This window comes from Desulfococcus sp., assembly GCF_050178255.1.
Taxonomy (GTDB): Bacteria; Desulfobacterota; Desulfobacteria; order Desulfobacterales; family Desulfococcaceae; genus Desulfococcus; species Desulfococcus multivorans.
The window spans coordinates 1-19,002 of record NZ_JBFXGG010000062.1; the positions used below are offsets into that span (position 1 = coordinate 1).

The window sequence follows — 19,002 nt, forward strand, 5'->3', positions numbered from 1 at the left end:
CGGGACCAAAATCACCTCGTCCGGGGGCATGCCCAGGATATCGACCGCCGCGTTTACGATCCGCTTCTTGAGACCAGCCAATACGTCGGCGGCCTGATCGCGGCTCTCCGCCAGCACTACTAATTTTTCCGTGGCGGAAGCCGAATCCTCCACGCCGAAGACAGCAACGCAACCTTTTCGGATGCCGTTGATATCGCCGACGGCCTCTTCAAGCTCATACGGGGAAATGTTCCGACCGCCCTTGATAATGATATCCTTGACCCTGCCGGTGATGTAAATGTCCCGTTCGGCCATATAGGCCAGATCGCCGGTATCGAGCCACTCGCCGTGGAACAGGGCTGCGGTCTCCCGGGGATTGCGGAAATACCCGCTGGTGGCCGAGGGTCCTGAGAATTGGAGGCGGCCTTCGCGGCGTTGAGGCAGCTCACGGTCCTGGCCATCGACAACCCGTACCTGATGTCCGGCCATCGGGCGACCGCAGGCAACAACACGAAGCGGATTGGGGTCGTCGTCTGGGGCCGGCACCGCCTCGCCCCTCTTCATCATCGGCTCGCGGCGGACACGATCAATAAGAGCCCCCCGTCCCACCGGCGGAAAGGCAAGGCCGACGGTGCACTCGGCAAGGCCGTAAACGGGTGCCATCGCCTCGGACCGGAATCCATAGCAGGCGAATCGACGCGTAAAACGGGTAATCGTCTCCGGGCTGACGGGTTCGGCGCCGTTGAAGGCGAGCCGCCAGGAACTCAGATCCAGACCCTCCAGAAGCTGTTCGTCGAACCGTTTCAGGCACAGCTCGTAACCAAAGTTGGGGGCGGCCGACAGCGTGCCTCGGTGGTGGTGGATGGCCCACAACCATCGTTCCGGATGTGCCAGAAACGACAAGGGCGGCATGATGACCAACCGGCAGCCGTGATAGAGGCTGCCCAGCCAGGCTCCGATCAGGCCCATGTCATGGTAAAGGGGCAGCCAGCTCACAAAGACATCTTCCGGAGTGACTTCCATCGCCCGCCCCATCGCCCTGATATTGCACATCAGGTTGGCATGACTGAGGATAACCCCCTTGGGGATGCCGGTGCTGCCCGAGGTGTACTGGAGAAAAGCGGTTTCCTCGGGCAACACCGGCGGCAGGATGCCGGCGCCGCCTGTGCCCTGCAGTCCGTCGGCGGTGACAACCCGATCCAGAGAGGCCACCTGGGTTTTAAGAAAGCGCGCCAGGGGCCTGGCCTCGGCGACAGTAATCAGCATCCGGGCCTGGCAGTTGTTGAGAATGTGCCTGTGGCGGCGCAGATGGTCCTCGAATTGGGAAGGTCGTGCGGGCGGGTAAAGGGGGACCGGAACAGCCCCGGCCAAAAGAATGCCGAAGAAACTGAAAAAATAATCAAGTCCGGTGGGCAGCATCAACGCCACATTGGCCCCGGGCTGGAGACCCAGTCCGCACAGACCGGCGGCAACGGCGGCGGCCCCGTCGAAGAGTCGGCCGTAACTGACCTCAACGGGTTCTTCCGCTCCGGAGGTCAGGAGAAGGTGCAACCGATCCGGCGATCTGGCCGCCTGAAGCTGCAGCATCTCTACCAGGGTCCGGGCTTCATCGGCAATCGCTCCCCGTCGGATATCCTGCTCCGACACAGGCCGGCGCCTGTCTTCCAGGACTTGGATCCGTGCCGTCCCCAGACCCAATGCCCGGACCAGGTCTCTCAGGGTTTCAGCGGCGATCAGCACCTCTTCGCTCAGCGACACTCCCCAGGCTTTTTCCAGTCGCGACAGCAGCTCCATCCTGGCCAGGCTGTCGAAGCCCAGATCGCGCTCCAGGGAGCTGTCCAGTTCGACTCGAAGGTTTTTGCGGCCGGGATCCATCTCTCCGGCCAGTTGGGCGGCCAGCCGACAGACGGCCTCGGCTTCCGTTCCCAAACCGGCGGGGCTGGTCCCGGGACGATCCCGGTGCATGGATCCGGCGGAAGCTGTCTTGTCTCTTTTTCCCGGAAAGCCGGGACCTGCATGTGTGGTCATCCTGATCTTCCTCGTTCACCGGAGTTTCTCCGCCGCAATCGGTGCGCCTGCGAAATGATGCGAAACGGGTTGCGAGCATGGCCGAGACTCCTGATCCGGCAGTACCGAAAGGTTGATCCCGATCCGTACACGGCGGAAACTTGCAAGAAAGGTTGAAACGTTTTATTGATGATGTGCAGAAAAATATATGCATTCTTCAGGAAGTTGACAAAAAATGCAGCCGTGCCGACAACAGCGGGAATACCATCAGCAGGATTCCGTGAGGCCGCCCGGTCGTGCATCGGTCGTGTTGCCCCCGTCGCCGTTCAATGGGGTAAATCCCGTTTTCCGTAAAAAAGTACGACTGAAAGTACGACTGAAAGACACGCTATCGTCCGAAATTCAACAGGCTGCCTTTCAAACTGCCTCAACAGCATGATTCATAGCGGGATGAGAGACAGCGTTTGCCAAACCGTGCTCTATCGCGAACGGCGGTTGCCCCCCTGAGAAGGATTGGCTGTGAATCCTCATGATAAAGCGATTATTCCCTGGATTGGCGCTTCCCCGAAATGACGTCGAAGTCCTTCATCGCCCATCTTCATTCCGAATTCCAACGGTCCCGGCGATGCTGATCCGATGGATGAAAATACATGATGCACCTCGGCATAAATCCATCGAATACCCTATGGCTCAATCCTTATGAGGTGCTTATTATTGAATTGTGTTCTACTGAAATGTTCGTCGTCACACGTGACGGAAAGGAGTGTGTTATGGAAAAGAAACTTTCTCCCAACCAAACCCGGGAATGCCCCGAATGCCGGGGAACGGGCAAAATCAGCGCTCAAAACTGCAGCAACTGCGACGCGACCGGTCAGATCATCGTCCACTCCCACGGACATCGGCACGGTGAAAATTTCCACGATCACCCGCACTCCCACAAGGAACCGCATCACCCCGAAGATGATACTGTTCACGGACATCGCCATTGATGCATAGAGACAACAAAGGGAAAAGATGATGACATCATATCCGAAGTTCACAGCAATGCTGACAGACCTGTATGAACTCACGATGGCGCAAGTCTATTACCGGGAAGGGATGTTCAAGCCGGCTACGTTCAGTCTCTTTATCCGTGAGTACCCGCCGAACCGAGGCTATTTCATCAGTGCGGGTCTCGAAAATGCTCTCGCCTTTCTGGAATCGGCGCGTTTTATGCCCGATGACATTCAATATCTCGATTCCACAGGGCTTTTTTCCCATGATTTTCTGAATTACCTCGCCGGGTTCCGATTCACCGGCGACGTCGTCGCCGTTCCCGAAGGAGAACTCTTTTTCAAAGACGAACCCGTATTGGAAGTGACGGCCCCCATCATCGAAGCTCAGCTGGTGGAGACCGCACTCATCAATATCATCCATCTCCAAGTCACGCTCGCCACCAAGGTATCCCGTTGCGTGCATGCGGCCCGGGGCCGAAGCATCGTCGATTTTTCACTGCGGAGAACTCACGGAGTCGACGCCGGAATGGCGGTGGCCCGAGCCGGATATATTGCCGGAATGAGCGCCACGAGCAACGTTTTGGCCGGAAAGATTTACGGCATCCCGGTAGCCGGCACTATGGCCCACTCGTTCATCACAAGCTTTGAAAGCGAAATCAACGCCTTTCGAGCTTTTGCCGACATTTTCGGGGATCGCACGGTGCTATTGATCGACACCTACGACACCCTCGCGGGCGCGGAGAAAGCCGTTACGGTGGCCCGTGAGATGAAGGCGCAAGATCGGCGGCTGCGGGGAGTTCGTCTCGATAGCGGTGACATGACCGAACTGAGCCGTCAGGTCCGGGATCTTTTCCGGAGAGAGGGCGTCCCGGACATCCAGATCTTCGCAAGCGGCGGTTACGACGAATTCAAAATCGATCGAAGCATCCGGGAAGGCGCTGAAATCGATGCGTTCGGCGTCGGCACCAAAATGGGGGTTTCCGCCGACAGCCCTTATGCCGATATCGCCTATAAGCTCGTCCAGTTCGACAGTCGCCCGGTCATGAAACTGAGCTCAGGGAAAAGAACGCTCGTAGCGCCCAAACAGGTATTTCGAGAAGAACAGGATGGGCGTCTGGCCAAGGACACGATCTCTCTTCGCGAAGAGTCTCTCGCGGGTCGTCCACTGCTGAAAACGGTGATGCAGGACGGCAAGGCCGTGGACGCTCCGGAACCGTTGAATGTCATCAGAGAGCGGTTCAGGTCGGCTTTCGAAAAGCTCCCCGAAGAAGTCCGTGCGATCACCGATCCCGAACCTTACTCCGTCGGCATCAGCGAACGATTAACGGCCCTTCAGCGCAAGGTCAGGCACAGCGTCATCGCCAAGGAGCTCGGCGAAAGCTGAGATGCGGCAGAAGCCAGCTTAACAAAGCCTTGCGGACACATGTCAAGATGTTTTTTGGTGCAGGAGGACGTCGTAAGCGGTAAAAACCTCATAAAAAAGTGTAGTTCAAACCAAGATCCGGACATCTTTCAAACGACTGAAAAGGAGAAAAACGCATGCCAAAAAGAAGCGCTCAAGCACGTTGGGAAGGAACACTGCAGCAAGGCAAGGGAACCATAGCTCTGGGTAGCGGCGCCTTCGAAGGATCCTATTCTTTTGCAACCCGGTTCGGGGATGCACCGGGAACCAACCCGGAGGAACTGATCGGTGCGGCCCATGCCGGCTGCTTTTCAATGGCCCTTTCGATGCTGCTCGAAAAGGCCGGGCATCCACCAAAAGAGATTCGCACCCAGGCCGAGGTAACCATAGACAAAGTCGGCGACGGCTTTAAAATTACCCGCATCGATCTAACCACCCAGGCCGAGGTGCCCGGCATCACTGCCGAAGCGTTTCAAAAACAGGCCGAGGCCGCCAAGGAGGGTTGTCCGGTATCCCAGGCACTCGCCGGCACATCGATCAACTTGAAGGCAGAATTGAAAAATTTATGATATTAGACCGTTAGATAGAGGGTCGAGTGAGACGGAATATGAAGGGAGGTCATCATGACAGACGAAAAACAGTTTCAATTCAAATTTTTTCTACCCAATGCGAGACTGCTGAGCGACAGTGAAATTAAAAAACTGTCAGCAAACAACATTACGTCCGCCGGGGCGGATGAAAAGAATGGGCTCTGGCTCGAAATCACTTGCCCGGACCGTTCCTGCCTGGATGCCGATGGCCGGATTGTGATTCCGACCCAGGAATCCAAGAAGAAAGACAAAGGCTTCTTTTTGGAACTTTTCTGTCCGGAAGACAGCTGTGAAATCGTTGAGAGCACCGACCTGCCGTAACGGTGTTGCGTCGTATTGCGTCGTCGGATAAAATCCTGAGGACGCCTCGATTCACACGGCAGCGGCGGGTCGATCCATGAAAAGCGAGCGAGGACGTGCGTCTTTCCAGAGGGTTTTCTGAACCACCGGCAGTCTCAGCCCCGACCCGCCGCCATTGTTACCGATGTGATGGTTTATATGGACATCTTATCCCCTCCCGAAGGAGAATAAGGCCTGCAGACCGTACTATTTAAATCTGGACCTGGCGGCCTTGATCGCGCTTTCCATAGCTTCCCAGGCACTTTCGACACCCTTTTTCAAATCCTCCCACGCATCGCCTCCAGCACTGCGCAGGACGTCAAGCTTTGTTTCGACGTTTTTTCGTTTTTCTTTAATGTTATCGATCTGTTCCTGATACTCAACCCGTTTCTCAGCCTTGGCTGCATCGAGTTTGGCCTTCAGTTTGTCGATCTCGGCATTCCATTCGTCCAGTTTGGCATGCAATTTCTGAATATACGCATCTTTTTTGCTCATGATCTGCTCCTTTCAGCTGACCAATTGTCTGGGGTATTCGTTGGGTGCCCTGCCCTTTTACAGGCGCTTATATTCGCAACCTTAACGAACCAGAAGAAAAGCGCCAATAGGGTCATTCACCTAAACGGATTCGAAAAAAACCTTATTGACCTGGATGCCGTTTGAATGGTGGTAAAAACGATCGAAACAAAGGCCGATTGATGGGCACCGGAAAGATCTTCCTTTTTCACGCGGACGTCTTCTGAAATCAAGCGCCGTCAGGTGGCGTCCGGATCGGCCCTTCTTCGGTCATACCGGTTCAGGATCAATCTTCTTGCCCGATCCCAGTCCGATTGGGTGTCGAACATGTATTTGGCAAACCCAAGCGTTTCCACGCCGTTCAAAAGGACAACAATCTCCTCCAACGCCAAAACCCTCTCGAAGGCCTTCCACGACAGGGTGCTCAGGACCTTGTTTCTCCGGATTGTAATGCCGCTTTCCGTCAACGCGCCGGTGCGCTTTACGCAGGCTTTTTCGTAAACCCGCTTCTGGGTCCCGGCCGCGGTCGTTCTCATGAGTCTCAGGCCGCCGTACATCAAGACCCCCATGAACATGAGAAGAAGGGCGCCAAACATGAGCCCCACCCCCATCCAGTATATCAAAAAAGCCGTCGTTACCAGCGTTGTGACGGATATCACTATAAATGCCGGTATTCGACGCTGGGACGCCATCGCTTTTTGCACCTTGAGGCTGTCGGCAAAGGTCAGGTAGCCCCTGAATCGTATCTTTTCATCCATTGCTTTCAAACGCTTTCCTCCGTCCGCAAACGCGGAAATGGCGGTCTGCCGCTGCAGGCCGCGATTTTTGATTTTTCCCTGCATCTCAGTCCTGGATTTTCGGAAAACGAAGACATCGGGGAACGCAGCCCGGATCCTCAGGCCATCCGCCGAACCTCGCCATATTTTTCCTCAAGCCGCTTCGAAGAGATACGGATGGGGGTCTTAAGTTCCTGGGCGAACAGCGATACCTTGTATTCCTCGATCATCCAGAAAAAGGTCTCCACCGCCGCGCGCTTTTCATTGGAAGCCCCTCTTTCCAGAGAATTGAGGAGATCCGTCAGGCGGTCGACGTGTTGCTTCATCAGAGCGGCTTTGGCCTGATCCCGCTCGAGATTCTCAACCGCCCTCTGGGCGCGGATAGAGATGGCCCGAATGTATCGTTTCAAGTGGAACAGCCGCTCAGTATCGTAAAGTGCGAGAAAGTTTTCCGGCACCAGGTTGGCCAGCGCGTCCCGGAGTCCGGAAAGAAATCGGATGATCCCAGCGTTGGACCGACTGATGTTCTCCATGTGGAACAGCCCCGATCGGCAATCGTGATAGGCCGTCAGAATATCGACGACCACGGCCTGTTTGTTTTGGGCACTTCTGGAAATCAGAGGTGTCGCCTCCGTGATTAACGCATCGAACGCCGAACGGGTGCGGATATTGCGGTGAAACAGGTCCATCAGCACGCTGTCGTAGATCCGATTTTCAACACTTTTAAGACCCCCGAAATACCGGGCCGATTCGGCGAGTCTCTTGGGGAGCGCTAATTGTTTCCGAATTAATTTCAAATCGTTGGCTAAACAGGTGGAAAAGAGCCGCACCATCCCCTCCCGGTGACCCGCCTCGGCTTTGACCGGATCCCGATAAAGTTTGAGGGAGAGCCCGTCCTTGTCGGCCCGGAGCCCGGGATAGGCCACCCACGTCTCTCCGCCCTCGCCGGTCAAGGTGATGGACTCGGGCAAGTCCCGAAAATCCCAACGGGTAATCCCGGTTCGTTCCCACTCGCGCTGGACCGCTTCGAACTGATCCCGATTCATGGGATCCGCCGCGCTTTTTCGAAGCACCTCGACATTCCGCCCCGACCGGATCTCCTCGCCCCCGGGACCGATGATGGCGATTCGCATTCGGAGGTGTTCGGGCAGATCCCCCTCATTCCACGCCGAAGCCGGGATGCTGACGCCGAAGCGTCGGTAGATGAACGCTGCCAGGCCTGTGAGGAGCGCTCCCCGCCCTTTGGGAAGTTCGTTTACGATAATGCGTACCGTGGCGTTCACGGGAACCAGCTGCTTACGGTATTCCTTGGGAAGCCCCTTGATGAGGGCGGTGATCTTTTCCTCCAGAAGGCCCGGAACCAGCCAATCCAGGGCCTCGGGTGACACCGACGGCGCCACTGACGAAGGTATCTGAACCGTCACGCCGTCCTCGGTTCGGCTTGGATCGAACACGTAGTCGCAGGGAAAGACGGTATTGCCCAGGGAAATCTGATCGGGATACCGGCGCAGTTCATCAGGATCGGGACGGTATCGCCTCAGATCCCTCTCCTGCATCCGTAGAAACTTGTCGTTTTTCCGGCCTTTCAGGAGTGCCTTGAGCGCCCTGACGTCATGGATCCGGGTGCCGAGCTTGTCCGCGTAAAACGCGCACAGATCCTCCTCGGAAACGAGAATGTCTCGACGTCGCACCCGATCCTCAATCCCGCGAACCTCCCCGATGAGGGCCTGATTGTGACGAATGAAAGGAAACGGCTGTCGTATGTCGCCCTCCACCAGGGCGTTTCGGATAAAGATCCGGGATGCCGCCTCAGGATCGATTCTGCCGTAGGAGACTGGCCGCCGGGGAACGATGATGAGACCCAAAAGGCTGACCTGCTCGTCGGCCACCACCTCGCCCCGGTTTTTCTCCCACCGCGGGTTGGCATAAGAGCGCCGGCACAGGTCACCGCCTAAGGCCTCCAGCCATTCGACATCGATATTAGCGACGGTCCTGGCAAATAGTCGGGAGGTTTCCACCATTTCAGCCGCGACAACCCAGGGGCCCGAGCTTTTGAAGACGCCCGAGCCCGGAAAAATCATGGCCTCCCGCTCCCTGGCGGCCTGATAGATGAATTTGTCCTTCCTAACGGCGATGTTGGAAAGGAATCCGGTCAAAATCGACGTATGAAGCGCGGTGTAAAAAGGTGTGAAGGACGTCCCGTCGGCCACGTCAGGATCAATGGACACCCGGTTCCGAATACCGTGCTCTTCCAGAATCACAGCCAATTGGTAATGAATGTCCCGCCACTCCCGCATTCTTCTGAACGATAAGAACTGCCGTTTACAGTATGCCCGCATCTTGCCGATGGACTTCACGACGGATCTGGTTTCGTGATAGGCGTTCCAGATATTGAGAAGGGTAATGAAATCCGAGGACGCATCCTTGAAGGGCGCGTGAGCCTGATCGGCTTGTGTCTCTTTTCCCGTAGGGCGCTCCCGGGGATCCTGGATGCTGAGGGCTGCCGCCAGAACGGTCATCTCCTTCAGGCACCCCGCTTCCGCGGCCGCCAGCAGCATCCGGGACAGGCGGGGATCCACCGGCAGCCTGGCCATCACCCGCCCCCGTTCCGTCAACTGTACCACGGTTCGACCGCTTTTTCCCAAGCGCTTTCGAAAGATGGCCCCCAGCTCGTAAAGCAGGTTGAAGCCGTCCTGGATGTTCTTGTCCGCCGGCCGATCAATGAAAGGAAAATCGGCGACGTCCCCCAGCCGGAGAGAGATCATTCGAAGAATGACCTCCGCCAGATTGGATCTCAGAATCTCGGCAGGGGTGAAGCGGGGGCGGTTTTCATAGTCCGTCTCACTGTAAAGACGAATGCAGATGCCGTTGGCCACCCGGCCGCACCGTCCCATGCGTTGGTCCGCGCTGCTTCTTGAAATGGGGACCACGGGCAGGGCCGTGGTTCGGCTCCGGGGAAGATACTGGGAAATTCTGGCCAGGCCGGTGTCCACTACGAATCGGATGCCGGGAATGGTGATGGAGGTTTCGGCCACGTTGGTGGCGACGATGATCTTTCTTCCCGGCAAACGTTGAAAGACCCGGGACTGTTCACCGGCCGAAAGCCGACCATAAAGCGGCAGAATGTTGACACCGGTGAAACGGCTGCCCTCGAGCAGCTCACACGTCTCTCGAATGTCCTGCTCAGTGGGCATGAAGACGAGAATATCGCCGCCGTAGGGGCTCTCGGCCTGAAGCTTGCGAACAGCGGCGACCGCCGTGTCGACATGCGTCTGGTCGCTCTCATCGGAGACGGTGTCCGGCGGCATGTAACGCACCTCCACCGGGAACATCCGCCCGGAAACCTCGATGATCGGCGCGCCCTCAAAAGCCCGGGAAAATTTTTCCGTGTCGATGGTGGCCGATGTAATGACGAGTGAAAGCTCTCGTCGCTGCTCCAGAAGGCGCTTCAGAATGCCCAGAACGAAGTCGATATTGAGACTCCTTTCGTGGGCTTCGTCAACGATCAGGGTGTCATAGGCGTGGAGCCGTCGATCACTCTGTGCCTCGGCAAGAAGGATGCCGTCGGTCATGATCTTGATAAAGGTGTCTTCGCCGGTCTGGTCGTCGAAACGAATTTTGTACCCAACGGATCGCCCCAAGGGCTCCCCCAGTTCCTCGGCGATGCGATCAGCTACGGTCATTGCCGCGATGCGCCGGGGTTGGGTCATCCCGATCTGTCCGTCAATGCCCCGACCGGCCTCGATGCAGAATTTGGGAATCTGAGTGGTCTTACCTGATCCGGTCTCCCCCGAAATGACAACAACGCGATGGTTCATGAGGGTGGCGACAATCTCGTCCTTACGGTCGAGGATAGGCAAGCCCTCTGGGTAATCGAGTCGGGGCCTCCGGTCGAGGCGCTGCGCCCGCTTTCGGACGGAGGCGTCGACGGCGCTTTCCAATTGCAGGATTCTCTGCATCAGACGGTCGTCAGGCTTATCTGGCGCCGTTTTGCCCGGTTTGGAATGCCGACCTTTGACGACGGCTTGTCGCAACTGCCGGAGATCGCGATCGAAACGATGGCGGTCCCCTCCATAAGTTTTGGAAAGTGCCGATTTCAACCGATTGATATGATTTTGAATGTCGTTTTGCTTCATAATTCTTCATGTTGGACGCAAGCGCCCACCCGCATCGGAAAAAACAGCGGGAGAAAATTTTATCTAATTGTTAAATTTAACATATTTAGCCAGATACCGCCATTCAAAAAAATGGGAAGTGTTTCCGTATTGTTCCGTGTGTTGACAGGACAGGCATTTTACGAATATAACCGACCACACCGTATAACTGAGGTTAATGCGAAAAAATCCACCTAACATTGTCATCGAAAAACCAAAAGAGGTTTATATGTTTCGTAATTTCAAGATGGTCTCCCAAGTCGTCTTCGGTCGGGGCTGTTTCAATCAATTGTCGGATATTCTGTCGGTTCAGCGAAAAAAAGGGGCGTCGTTCGCGGTTTTCATCGTTGATCACATCTTTGAAAATCGACCGCTCAGAGATCGAATTCCCGCCGAAGGGCGGGATATGGTCATCTGGGCCGACACCACCGACGAACCCAAGACCACTGAAGTCGACCGGTTAACGGCAATGGTTCGAGCGCAAGCGAACAGCCTGCCGGATGCCGTGGTGGGCATCGGCGGCGGCAGCGTCATGGATCTGGCCAAGGCCGTATCGCTCATGCTCACCAACCCGGGGTCGGCCGCCGATTACCAGGGATGGGACCTGATCAAAAACCCGGCGGTCTATCACGCGGGGATTCCCACCCTGTCGGGTACGGGGGCGGAGGTATCCCGCACGACGGTGCTCACCGGACCTGTCAAAAAACTGGGCATCAACTCCGATCATACCGTCTTCGATCAAATTGTTCTGGACCCCGATCTCCTGGAGGGTGTTCCGACGGATCAGTGGTTCTACACGGGAATGGACTGCTACATCCATTGCGTGGAATCGCTCAAAGGAACCTATCTCAACGCCTTCAGCCAAGCCTACGGTGAAAAGGCCATGGCGTTGTGTCGGGAGGTTTTCCTCGGGGATCCCCCTGATCGGGAAGACAAGCTGATGATGGCCTCCTACTGCGGGGGCATGAGCATCGCCTATTCCCAGGTAGGCGTATGCCATGCCCTCTCCTATGGTCTCTCCTTCGTCCTGGGCCTCCATCACGGCATCGGAAACTGCGTGGCCTTCGACGTTCTGGAGGAATTCTACCCCGACGAGGTGAACGAATTCCGTCGCATGATGGAAAAACACGACGTCCGCTTGCCCCGAAATCTCGTTCAGGGTGTCGACGACAAGGGACTTGAAAAAATGGTCGATGTAGCGCTGGTCCTGGAACCGTTGTGGGAAAACGCCTTGGGCAAAAACTGGAAAACGATCATGACCCGGGACAAAATCAGACAACTCTACCGAAGGATGTGAGCCATGTGCGGAATCGCCGGAATCGTTTCCATCAAACAAAAACCGACAGACAATTCGGTCGTCGATCCTACAGCCTTCCGTAATGCCGTCGACCGGATCGAACAAACAGGGCTTTCCGCCTGCAAGGACGGTGACCTGGACCTGTCGACCCACTACCTGGGCGGATCCGACCTTATTTCTAGCCTATGGTCCACCGTCACCGCATGGAAAAAGGATGGTCCTTTTTTCAAGATCTTCTCCGACAAAAAGCTTCAGGAAGATCTTTTCAAGACAGGAACGCGCCTCTCCGACATCATCGACCGGGAGGATCGGACATTGACGGCACGGCTGGGCCTGCTGCCCACCGCGGAAACAGACATTCTATCGGACCATCTGGAGCGGACCAAGGACATCGCCTGGTGTCTCTCTGCTGAGATTGAAGAAAATATCCGAAAAACAAAGGATCTGTTTCACCGTTCCACCGCCCCGGAGGAGATTGTCACCATTTTCAAACGCGTCAACACCGTTCTGAACAGCATCGACCGGCTGGAAGTTCGAGGTCGAGACTCCGCAGGCATCTCCCTCTTGTTCACCCTCGACATGCCCGTCTACGACGCATTCATGAACACCCTGGACAAGGCCAATTTTCTTGACATCTTCCAACAACGAATCGGAAAGGCAGTGCTGGCCAACGGCAGCATTTCGATTCACGAGGGGGCTGATGAAGCCGAAACCCCGCACAAAGCGGTGGCTTTCACATACAAGGTCGCGGCCGAAATCGGCCGGCTGGGCGACAACGTCGCTTTCCTGCGCACCCAGATCAAGAACGACGCCATCCTCCAGGCCCTGGTCAATTTTTCTCACCGCAGCTACACCGTCTCCTCCCATACCCGATGGGCCTCGGTGGGCGCCATCAGCGAACCCAACTGTCACCCGGTCGACAATATCACAGTGGGTGCCAACGGCAACCTGCCCATCTTTCACGTCTGTCTCAACGGTGATATCGACAACCACATCGAGCTCAGGGAGGAATTTGAAAAGCGCGGATACATAATCCCCTCAGAGATCACCACAGACACCAAGATTATCCCTGTCAGGATCCAGGCCTACATGGAAGAGGGGCATTCCATGACCGAAGCGTTTCGCCTTTCGGTGAACGATTTCGAAGGCTCCCACGCCATCATCCTCCACACGGATCTCGCGCCCGGAAAGCTCTTTCTGGCCCAGCGCGGCAGCGGCCAGGCCATCTTCGTGGGGCTTGCCGACGATCATTACATGGCGGCCTCCGAGGTTTACGGATTCATCGAGCAAACTCCGAGATACCTCAAACTGGACGGTGAGAAGGTGGTAGAGGGACATAACGGAAAAACCCAGGGGCAGATCTTCATCCTGGATCAGTTTTCCGAAGGCGGTCTGGCCGGCATCCAGGCCATGGCTTATGACGGATCCCCCGTTAGCCTGGCGCCGTCGGACATCAAGACCACCCGCATTACCACCCGAGACATCGATCGGCAATCTTTTGCCCACTATTTCCTGAAAGAAATTTCCGAATCCCCGGCCTCCGTAGAAAAAACCCTCCTGAACCGTTGGCGGGTCATCGAAAACGACGACGGCAGGCGATGCGAGATCGTATTGGACGAAAAGGTTATCCCCGCCTCCGTTCGGAAAGCGCTGTCGGAAAATACCATTCGAAAGATCTTTTTTGTCGGTCAGGGCACCGCAGGGGTGGCGGCTCAGGCCTGTGCCGATATCCTCGCCCATTACATGGCCGATCCGAATATTCAAATCGCAGCACTGAAAGCCTCGGAGATGAGCGGATTCAGGCTCCAGGACGACGGACCCGGCCTGGAAGACACGCTGGTGGTGGCCATCAGCCAGTCGGGCACCACCACCGATACGAATCGGACCGTTGACATGGTTCGGGAGCGGGGAGCCCTTACCCTGGCCATCGTCAACCGCCGGGATTCAGACCTCACCTTCAAGGTTGATGGTGTCATGTACACCAGCAGCGGTCGAGACATCGAAATGTCAGTGGCGTCCACCAAGGCGTTTTATTCCCAGATCGTCGCCGGCGCCCTCTTGAACCTCTACCTGGCCCATCTGAAGGGCCGACGCGGAAGCGATTTCGTGACGAGGGAGGTCGAGGCGCTGCTGGCGCTACCGGGCCACATGCGTAAAATCCTCGCCATGCGGGAACAGATGGCACTCTCTGCCCGACGCCGCGCCGTAACCCGGACCTATTGGGCCGCGGTGGGCAGCGGTCCGAACAAGACTTCGGCCGACGAGATCCGTATCAAGCTCAGTGAGCTCTGCTACAAAACCATCTCCTCCGATTACGTGGAAGACAAGAAGCATATCGATCTTTCCTCGGAGCCCCTGATCATCGTCTGCGCCGCCGGCACCCGTGAAACGGTCCTGGGCGACATCATCAAAGATACAGCCATTTTCAAGGCCCACAAGGCGGTACCCATCGTCATCGCCAGCGAGGGAGAGAACCGGTTCACCCCCTATGCCGCCGACGTCTTCCACGTTCCCACGGTGAGTGAGCACCTGGCTCCCATCGTCAATACCCTGGTCGGCCACATCTGGGGATACTACGCCGCCTTATCTATCAACGAGGGGTCACGGTTTCTCTATGATTTCCGGAAGGATGTTCAGAAAAGCATTGACGACGCCGCAAAAAACGGGCTCGATGTCTACGAACTCATTCTGGAAAAAAGCTTCAGGGAGAAAATGGCCGAGTTCTACACCGCCTACCGCCGTCGCCGGAATGAGAACAGATTTACCTTCTCCATGGGACTCGGCAACGCCTCCGACCTGACCCTGCTTCTCAAATATCTGTCAGGGCGACTTCCCGTGACGGATTTCGAGATCGATTTCGAGCTCAAGGGCACTGCCCGAAACATGTTGGAAACCCTCTTCAAATGCCTGGGAGAGGGAATCAACGCCATGGCGCGGCCCATTGACGCCATCAAACACCAGGCCAAGACCGTGACCGTCGGCACCAGTCGGATCAGCGAAAAGATCGAGGGCATGCTTTTCGACCTGATCGAGGCCAACGGTTTCAAGGTTTCCCAACTGATCCCCAGCAACGTCATGGTCCTGAAAAATCTGCAGGAGATCATCTCCCAGGTCCGCGGGCTAACCCTTTACCAGATCGAGGGACTGAACCTGCTGGGCGAGCCTCTCGACAGCACCACGATCACCGTTGTTAAACGGGAAGGCTCTTCAATGGCCATTGCATCACGGGTGGATCGGGACCGGCGGCTTCAGGGCACCAAGCGAACCATCGTTCAGAAGGGCAACGTTTATATCGGTAAGGGACGAAAGGATAACCGCAGTATACTCTGTATCCCCTTGACTTCACGGCGGTCGACATCGGGCAGCCGGATCGAGTTTCTTCTGCTTCTCCACATCGATTTCAAGCAAAACATACCCTTGGCCGCAAAGGTAAAGGCTCTTGGTGGAAAATACGACCATCTGAAGAACATCGTTCTCGAAAACAACGTGGAGTGGCACGACATCTATCTCAACAAGGTGGATACCGCCGACCTGTTTGGCTTGTCGGCTGAAAAAGTGGCGGAAACCATCGTCGCAGGCATCGCCTGAAATCCATGCCCCGGCTCCGGCCTCATGAACAGGCGGGACCGGAGCCTTGTGGCTCAGAGCAGGGCATCATAAGCCGCGTCAAGAATCGGGAAGCCGGTGGCTCGGGCAAATTGCAGGGCGAATGCCGAATCGCCGGCGAGCTCGATGAAACGGACCTCTCGACTGATGCGGGAAACCTCTTCACGCCGATCCCGGTTCACGAGCGCCATGATCGCACCCACACCGGCCAGGTTGTCCAAAGGGTACACCTCTCCGTCGAAAGCGCCCTGGGGAAGCATACCGATGAGAGCGGCGTTTTTCCAGTCGAAACGGGCACCGAAAGCGCCGGTCAGGACAGTCCGGTCCACCCGTTGGATACCCGCCTCCCGCATGAGAAACTCAATGCCCACCGAAAGGGCCGCCTTGGCAAGCTGAAGCGACCTTACATCCTTGAGCGACAGGAAAATCTCCCTGCCGGAGCCGGAATCCTCGGCAGGGATCAGCACGAACCGGCGACCGAGGCCATTCTCATCGCAGACCACTCCCGGCGCCCCGGCGTTGAACCGGCCGGAAGGCTCGATGGCGCCCTGTCGCCGAAGCACCGCCACGGCATCGATCACGCCGGAGCCGCACAGCCCCAGTGGCCGCGTTCCCGGATCTCCCAGGATATGACAACGAACGCCCTTGTCCGGACCGGGTTCGACCTTGTAGACGGCTCCGGAAACCGCTCGCATACCACAGGATATCTGGGCGCCTTCCAGAGCGGGCCCGGTTGCGCAGCTCGTCGCCCACAGACCCGATGGGGTGGAAAGCATCACCTCCCCGTTGGTCCCGATGTCAATGATGAGAGTGACGCCATCCCGGTGATAGGGTCCGTCGGCCAGTGCAGCGCCCATGGTATCCCCCCCTACGAAACCCGACACCACCGGCAGGATGTGAACAGGTGTCCCGGGATTGAGGGATAGGCTCAGGTCGGCAGCATTGAAATGAGGAAACTCGCGCGCCACCGGCAAATAAGGCGTGACCCCGAGGCTTGAGGGATGGAACCCTGCAAATATCTGCAGCATGGTCGTGTTGCCCACCACCGTCACCTCATCCACGTCCTCGAGATGAAACTTCGCCGCGGCGATACATTGCTCGATCAATCCGTTCACTGCATCGAGGATCAAGCCCTGCATCTGGCGAAACCCCGCCGCCGACCGGTTGGCATAGGCGATACGGCTGATAACATCCTCCCCGAATCGCCGCTGGGGATTGACCGCCGAGGCCGTTGTCAGCACCCGGCCGTCCTTCAAGTCGCATAGGTATGCCGCCAGCGTCGTCGTCCCCAGGTCAAAGGCGATGCCCAGGCTTGCCGGGCGGCGACCCGTTAAGACCGCCGTAACGCCGTGAACCTCATGGACCGCCAGTGTGACCTCACCGGTGCACTGGTCCGGCAGGCCGGCCTGGCCCAGGGCATGACGGTTTCGAAAGGTCAACCCCCGGTCGCATACGGCTGCAGCACGGTCCAATATCCAGCTCTCGAGCGTGGCCGAACGTCCGTCCATCGGCTCAGGCGGGGTCGTTTTTGGAAGAAATATACGTGAAACCAATGGATTGGCAGCATAGCTGCCCGATACGCCGTCCTTACCCCGAACCTCTGAACTGTCGATCATCTGTTCCGGGACCGTCACCCGGACATGGCCTCTGACCACCGCCTGGCATGCAAGGCGCTGACCCTCCTTCAGCTGTTCCGGTGAAAGAATCCGTCGCTCAGCGTCGGTAATGGGGCCCATATTTTCGGGTGGCTCGGTCACCACGAGACATTTTCCGCAAACACCTTTCCCGCCACAATCGAAGCGCATGGGAAGGCCGTAGATGAGAGCTGCCTCCATGATGGTCGAATCGGTTCCCGACACCGCTACCGCAAGCCCCATGGGCTCAAACCTGATCTTGAATAAATCCGACATGAAGTATCACCTCCGGAATCGCTGGGAAAGAATCAGGGTTCTCAGACCGTCCGCCTGTCATTGTTTGACAAGGGGGCGTGTCGTAAACCCTTGCGTCACCAATCGTGCCGGGTCCACCATGACGGTGCCGACACTGACGCCCCAGTGGAGATGGGGGCCGGTGGCGCGGCCTGTTTTGCCGACACGGGCGACGATCTGCCCCTGGACGACTTTTGCCCCCTCTTTGACCAGGATTTGGTCAAGATGGATGAAAACGGACTGAATCCCCAGGCCGTGGTCGATAATCAGGGTATTTCCCATCAAGAAGAGGTCGGGGGCATCAAGTCGGACGACGCCGTCAGCAGGGGAGATCACCGGCGTGCCTTTGGGTGCGGCGATATCCATGCCCTGGTGGGGGCTTCTGGGTTCGCCGTTGAGAATGCGCTGACTTCCGAAAACGCCGCTCACACGCCCCTTGACGGGCAGGATGAAACCCCGCTCCAGGAACCAGGGTTCCGAAGAAGGGGATCTCCCACGTACGCTCCGAATCAGACGGTTGTCCGCCTCGATTCGCCGGATGTCCTCAGGGACCGGATGGACGTAGTGTCGGGCCAGGCCGTCGATGCGCTGGATGTCCCAGTCAAACGCCAGGATCCTGAGGGTCCGGCGAATCTCCTCTCCGCTCTTTTGGGCTGAAACGATGACATCAGTGGGCTGCATGCGCTCGATGCCAAAAGCAAAATACCCGTCCCTCCCCACGGCCGCAGGGTGTTCTCCCACAAAAACCGCCGCCGGCGGATGCACCCGACCGACGACCATATCCCCCTGATAGGCCGACTCCGGAAGATGCAACGACAGCGCCCAGGTCGCTTGAACGAAGATCGTCGCCATGGACAGGATGCTTCCCAAAACCACGAGTTGCATCATGCGCCGGGGTCTCCGATGCGTTCTTCCTCGAAAACCTTTTTCCACAGATTGGCTCCTCCTTGTCGAAAACGGTTCAGTTCATGAAAAGGCAATATGTTCCTACCACCCGGAAAGGTCTTGTGTAAAGCCCCCCACCGCCAACAAACCTGAAAATATTATCGATGATTGCCCCGACAGAGATTGGTCTTATTTTATATCGTTATACGACTTTCGAGGTCGGCGTTGTCGGGGGCTTACGTACGCCTGATCCGGTTATATCGGGGAGTTAAGCTGAAGACTTCAGGTTTCAGGCGTAGGTCCGCAGAAAAGCGGAACGCTTACTTCCCGGTACCGGCCTGTGAAAGTCGAAAGTTGAGTTGAATATTTATAATGAATGTAGCGCTGTTGCCGTTGCATCAACCCGTTATCAAGGAAAGGACTTCACCATGCCGCTCTCCGTCGTGGACCTTTATCGAGATGTTCTCCCCAAAACCAACTGCAGAGACTGCGGATTTGCCACCTGCCTCGCCTTTGCCGGCATGGTGGTCT

14 protein-coding genes are annotated in these 19,002 nt (G+C 56.9%); 8 read left to right on the forward strand and 6 right to left on the reverse strand.

The window, feature by feature from the left end; all coding sequences use genetic code 11:
- A partial coding sequence (locus AB7S84_RS11780) for an AMP-binding protein (RefSeq protein ID WP_428154632.1) occupies nt 1–2,007 on the reverse strand: 2,007 nt, incomplete at its 3' end.
- A gap of 749 nt (nt 2,008–2,756) precedes the next feature.
- Between AB7S84_RS11780 and AB7S84_RS11785 the strand changes: the two genes are divergently transcribed.
- The 4 genes from AB7S84_RS11785 to AB7S84_RS11800 all read left to right on the forward strand — a co-directional run bounded on the left by AB7S84_RS11785 (nt 2,757) and on the right by AB7S84_RS11800 (nt 5,294).
- Entirely contained in the window at nt 2,757–2,975 is a 219-nt protein-coding gene (locus AB7S84_RS11785; protein WP_020876025.1) for a hypothetical protein, read from the forward strand.
- 25 nt (nt 2,976–3,000) lie between these two features.
- On the forward strand, nt 3,001–4,365 hold the full coding sequence (locus AB7S84_RS11790) for a nicotinate phosphoribosyltransferase (protein ID WP_020876026.1): 1,365 nt from the start codon (nt 3,001–3,003) through the stop codon (nt 4,363–4,365).
- Between the two features lie 155 nt (nt 4,366–4,520).
- The gene (locus AB7S84_RS11795; protein WP_020876027.1) at nt 4,521–4,952 is read left to right on the forward strand and encodes an OsmC family protein; all 432 of its coding nucleotides are present in this window, start codon (nt 4,521–4,523) and stop codon (nt 4,950–4,952) included.
- 54 nt (nt 4,953–5,006) lie between these two features.
- The gene (locus AB7S84_RS11800; protein ID WP_020876028.1) at nt 5,007–5,294 is read left to right on the forward strand and encodes a hypothetical protein; all 288 of its coding nucleotides are present in this window, start codon (nt 5,007–5,009) and stop codon (nt 5,292–5,294) included.
- Nucleotides 5,295–5,519: 225 nt separating this feature from the next.
- Here AB7S84_RS11800 and AB7S84_RS11805 read toward each other — a convergent pair whose 3' ends face one another.
- From AB7S84_RS11805 to hrpA, 3 genes are all read right to left on the reverse strand, one after another.
- Entirely contained in the window at nt 5,520–5,807 is a 288-nt protein-coding gene (locus AB7S84_RS11805) for a hypothetical protein (RefSeq protein ID WP_020876029.1), read from the reverse strand.
- A gap of 257 nt (nt 5,808–6,064) precedes the next feature.
- Nucleotides 6,065–6,667: a hypothetical protein gene (locus tag AB7S84_RS11810; RefSeq protein ID WP_020876030.1), complete on the reverse strand. Its 603-nt coding sequence runs from the start codon at nt 6,665–6,667 to the stop codon at nt 6,065–6,067.
- A gap of 53 nt (nt 6,668–6,720) precedes the next feature.
- Nucleotides 6,721–10,560 carry an ATP-dependent RNA helicase HrpA gene (hrpA, locus tag AB7S84_RS11815; RefSeq protein WP_070962424.1) on the reverse strand — a complete coding sequence of 1,280 codons (3,840 nt, stop codon included), beginning with the start codon at nt 10,558–10,560 and terminating at the stop codon, nt 6,721–6,723.
- Between hrpA and AB7S84_RS11820 the strand changes: the two genes are divergently transcribed.
- The 3 genes from AB7S84_RS11820 to AB7S84_RS11830 are packed head-to-tail and all read left to right on the forward strand — an operon-like array spanning nt 10,543 to nt 15,640.
- Complete coding sequence (locus tag AB7S84_RS11820; RefSeq protein ID WP_159449730.1) at nt 10,543–10,953, forward strand: hypothetical protein; 411 nt, start codon at nt 10,543–10,545, stop codon at nt 10,951–10,953. The genes hrpA and AB7S84_RS11820 overlap by 18 nt on opposite strands.
- Before the next feature lie 31 nt (nt 10,954–10,984).
- Nucleotides 10,985–12,052: an iron-containing alcohol dehydrogenase family protein gene (locus tag AB7S84_RS11825; protein ID WP_020876032.1), complete on the forward strand. Its 1,068-nt coding sequence runs from the start codon at nt 10,985–10,987 to the stop codon at nt 12,050–12,052.
- A 3-nt stretch (nt 12,053–12,055) separates the two neighbouring features.
- Nucleotides 12,056–15,640 carry an SIS domain-containing protein gene (locus AB7S84_RS11830; RefSeq protein WP_020876033.1) on the forward strand — a complete coding sequence of 1,195 codons (3,585 nt, stop codon included), beginning with the start codon at nt 12,056–12,058 and terminating at the stop codon, nt 15,638–15,640.
- Nucleotides 15,641–15,693: 53 nt separating this feature from the next.
- On the opposite strand, the gene AB7S84_RS11835 is transcribed toward AB7S84_RS11830, so the two are convergent.
- Together AB7S84_RS11835 and AB7S84_RS11840 are read right to left on the reverse strand one after the other, a co-directional pair.
- The gene (locus tag AB7S84_RS11835) at nt 15,694–17,568 is read right to left on the reverse strand and encodes an ASKHA domain-containing protein (protein ID WP_020876034.1); all 1,875 of its coding nucleotides are present in this window, start codon (nt 17,566–17,568) and stop codon (nt 15,694–15,696) included.
- 57 nt (nt 17,569–17,625) lie between these two features.
- The gene (locus AB7S84_RS11840; RefSeq protein WP_020876035.1) at nt 17,626–18,474 is read right to left on the reverse strand and encodes a M23 family metallopeptidase; all 849 of its coding nucleotides are present in this window, start codon (nt 18,472–18,474) and stop codon (nt 17,626–17,628) included.
- Nucleotides 18,475–18,899: 425 nt separating this feature from the next.
- On the opposite strand from AB7S84_RS11840, the gene AB7S84_RS11845 reads away from it, so the two are divergent.
- Nucleotides 18,900–19,002 (forward strand): (Fe-S)-binding protein (locus AB7S84_RS11845; RefSeq protein WP_428154638.1); only part of this gene is annotated, 103 nt, incomplete at its 3' end.

Excerpts from the sequence above, each read along its gene's own strand:
- AB7S84_RS11785 (WP_020876025.1), top strand. The coding sequence starts at position 2,757 with ATGGAAAAGAAACTTTCTCCCAACCAAACCCGGGAATGCCCCGAATGC.
- AB7S84_RS11790 (WP_020876026.1), top strand. The coding sequence starts at position 3,001 with ATGATGACATCATATCCGAAGTTCACAGCAATGCTGACAGACCTGTAT.
- AB7S84_RS11795 (WP_020876027.1), top strand. The coding sequence starts at position 4,521 with ATGCCAAAAAGAAGCGCTCAAGCACGTTGGGAAGGAACACTGCAGCAA.
- AB7S84_RS11800 (WP_020876028.1), top strand. The coding sequence starts at position 5,007 with ATGACAGACGAAAAACAGTTTCAATTCAAATTTTTTCTACCCAATGCG.
- AB7S84_RS11805 (WP_020876029.1), bottom strand. The coding sequence starts at position 5,807 with ATGAGCAAAAAAGATGCGTATATTCAGAAATTGCATGCCAAACTGGAC.
- AB7S84_RS11810 (WP_020876030.1), bottom strand. The coding sequence starts at position 6,667 with ATGCAGGGAAAAATCAAAAATCGCGGCCTGCAGCGGCAGACCGCCATT.
- hrpA (WP_070962424.1), bottom strand. The coding sequence starts at position 10,560 with ATGCAGAGAATCCTGCAATTGGAAAGCGCCGTCGACGCCTCCGTCCGA.
- AB7S84_RS11825 (WP_020876032.1), top strand. The coding sequence starts at position 10,985 with ATGTTTCGTAATTTCAAGATGGTCTCCCAAGTCGTCTTCGGTCGGGGC.
- AB7S84_RS11830 (WP_020876033.1), top strand. The coding sequence starts at position 12,056 with ATGTGCGGAATCGCCGGAATCGTTTCCATCAAACAAAAACCGACAGAC.
- AB7S84_RS11835 (WP_020876034.1), bottom strand. The coding sequence starts at position 17,568 with ATGTCGGATTTATTCAAGATCAGGTTTGAGCCCATGGGGCTTGCGGTA.
- AB7S84_RS11840 (WP_020876035.1), bottom strand. The coding sequence starts at position 18,474 with ATGATGCAACTCGTGGTTTTGGGAAGCATCCTGTCCATGGCGACGATC.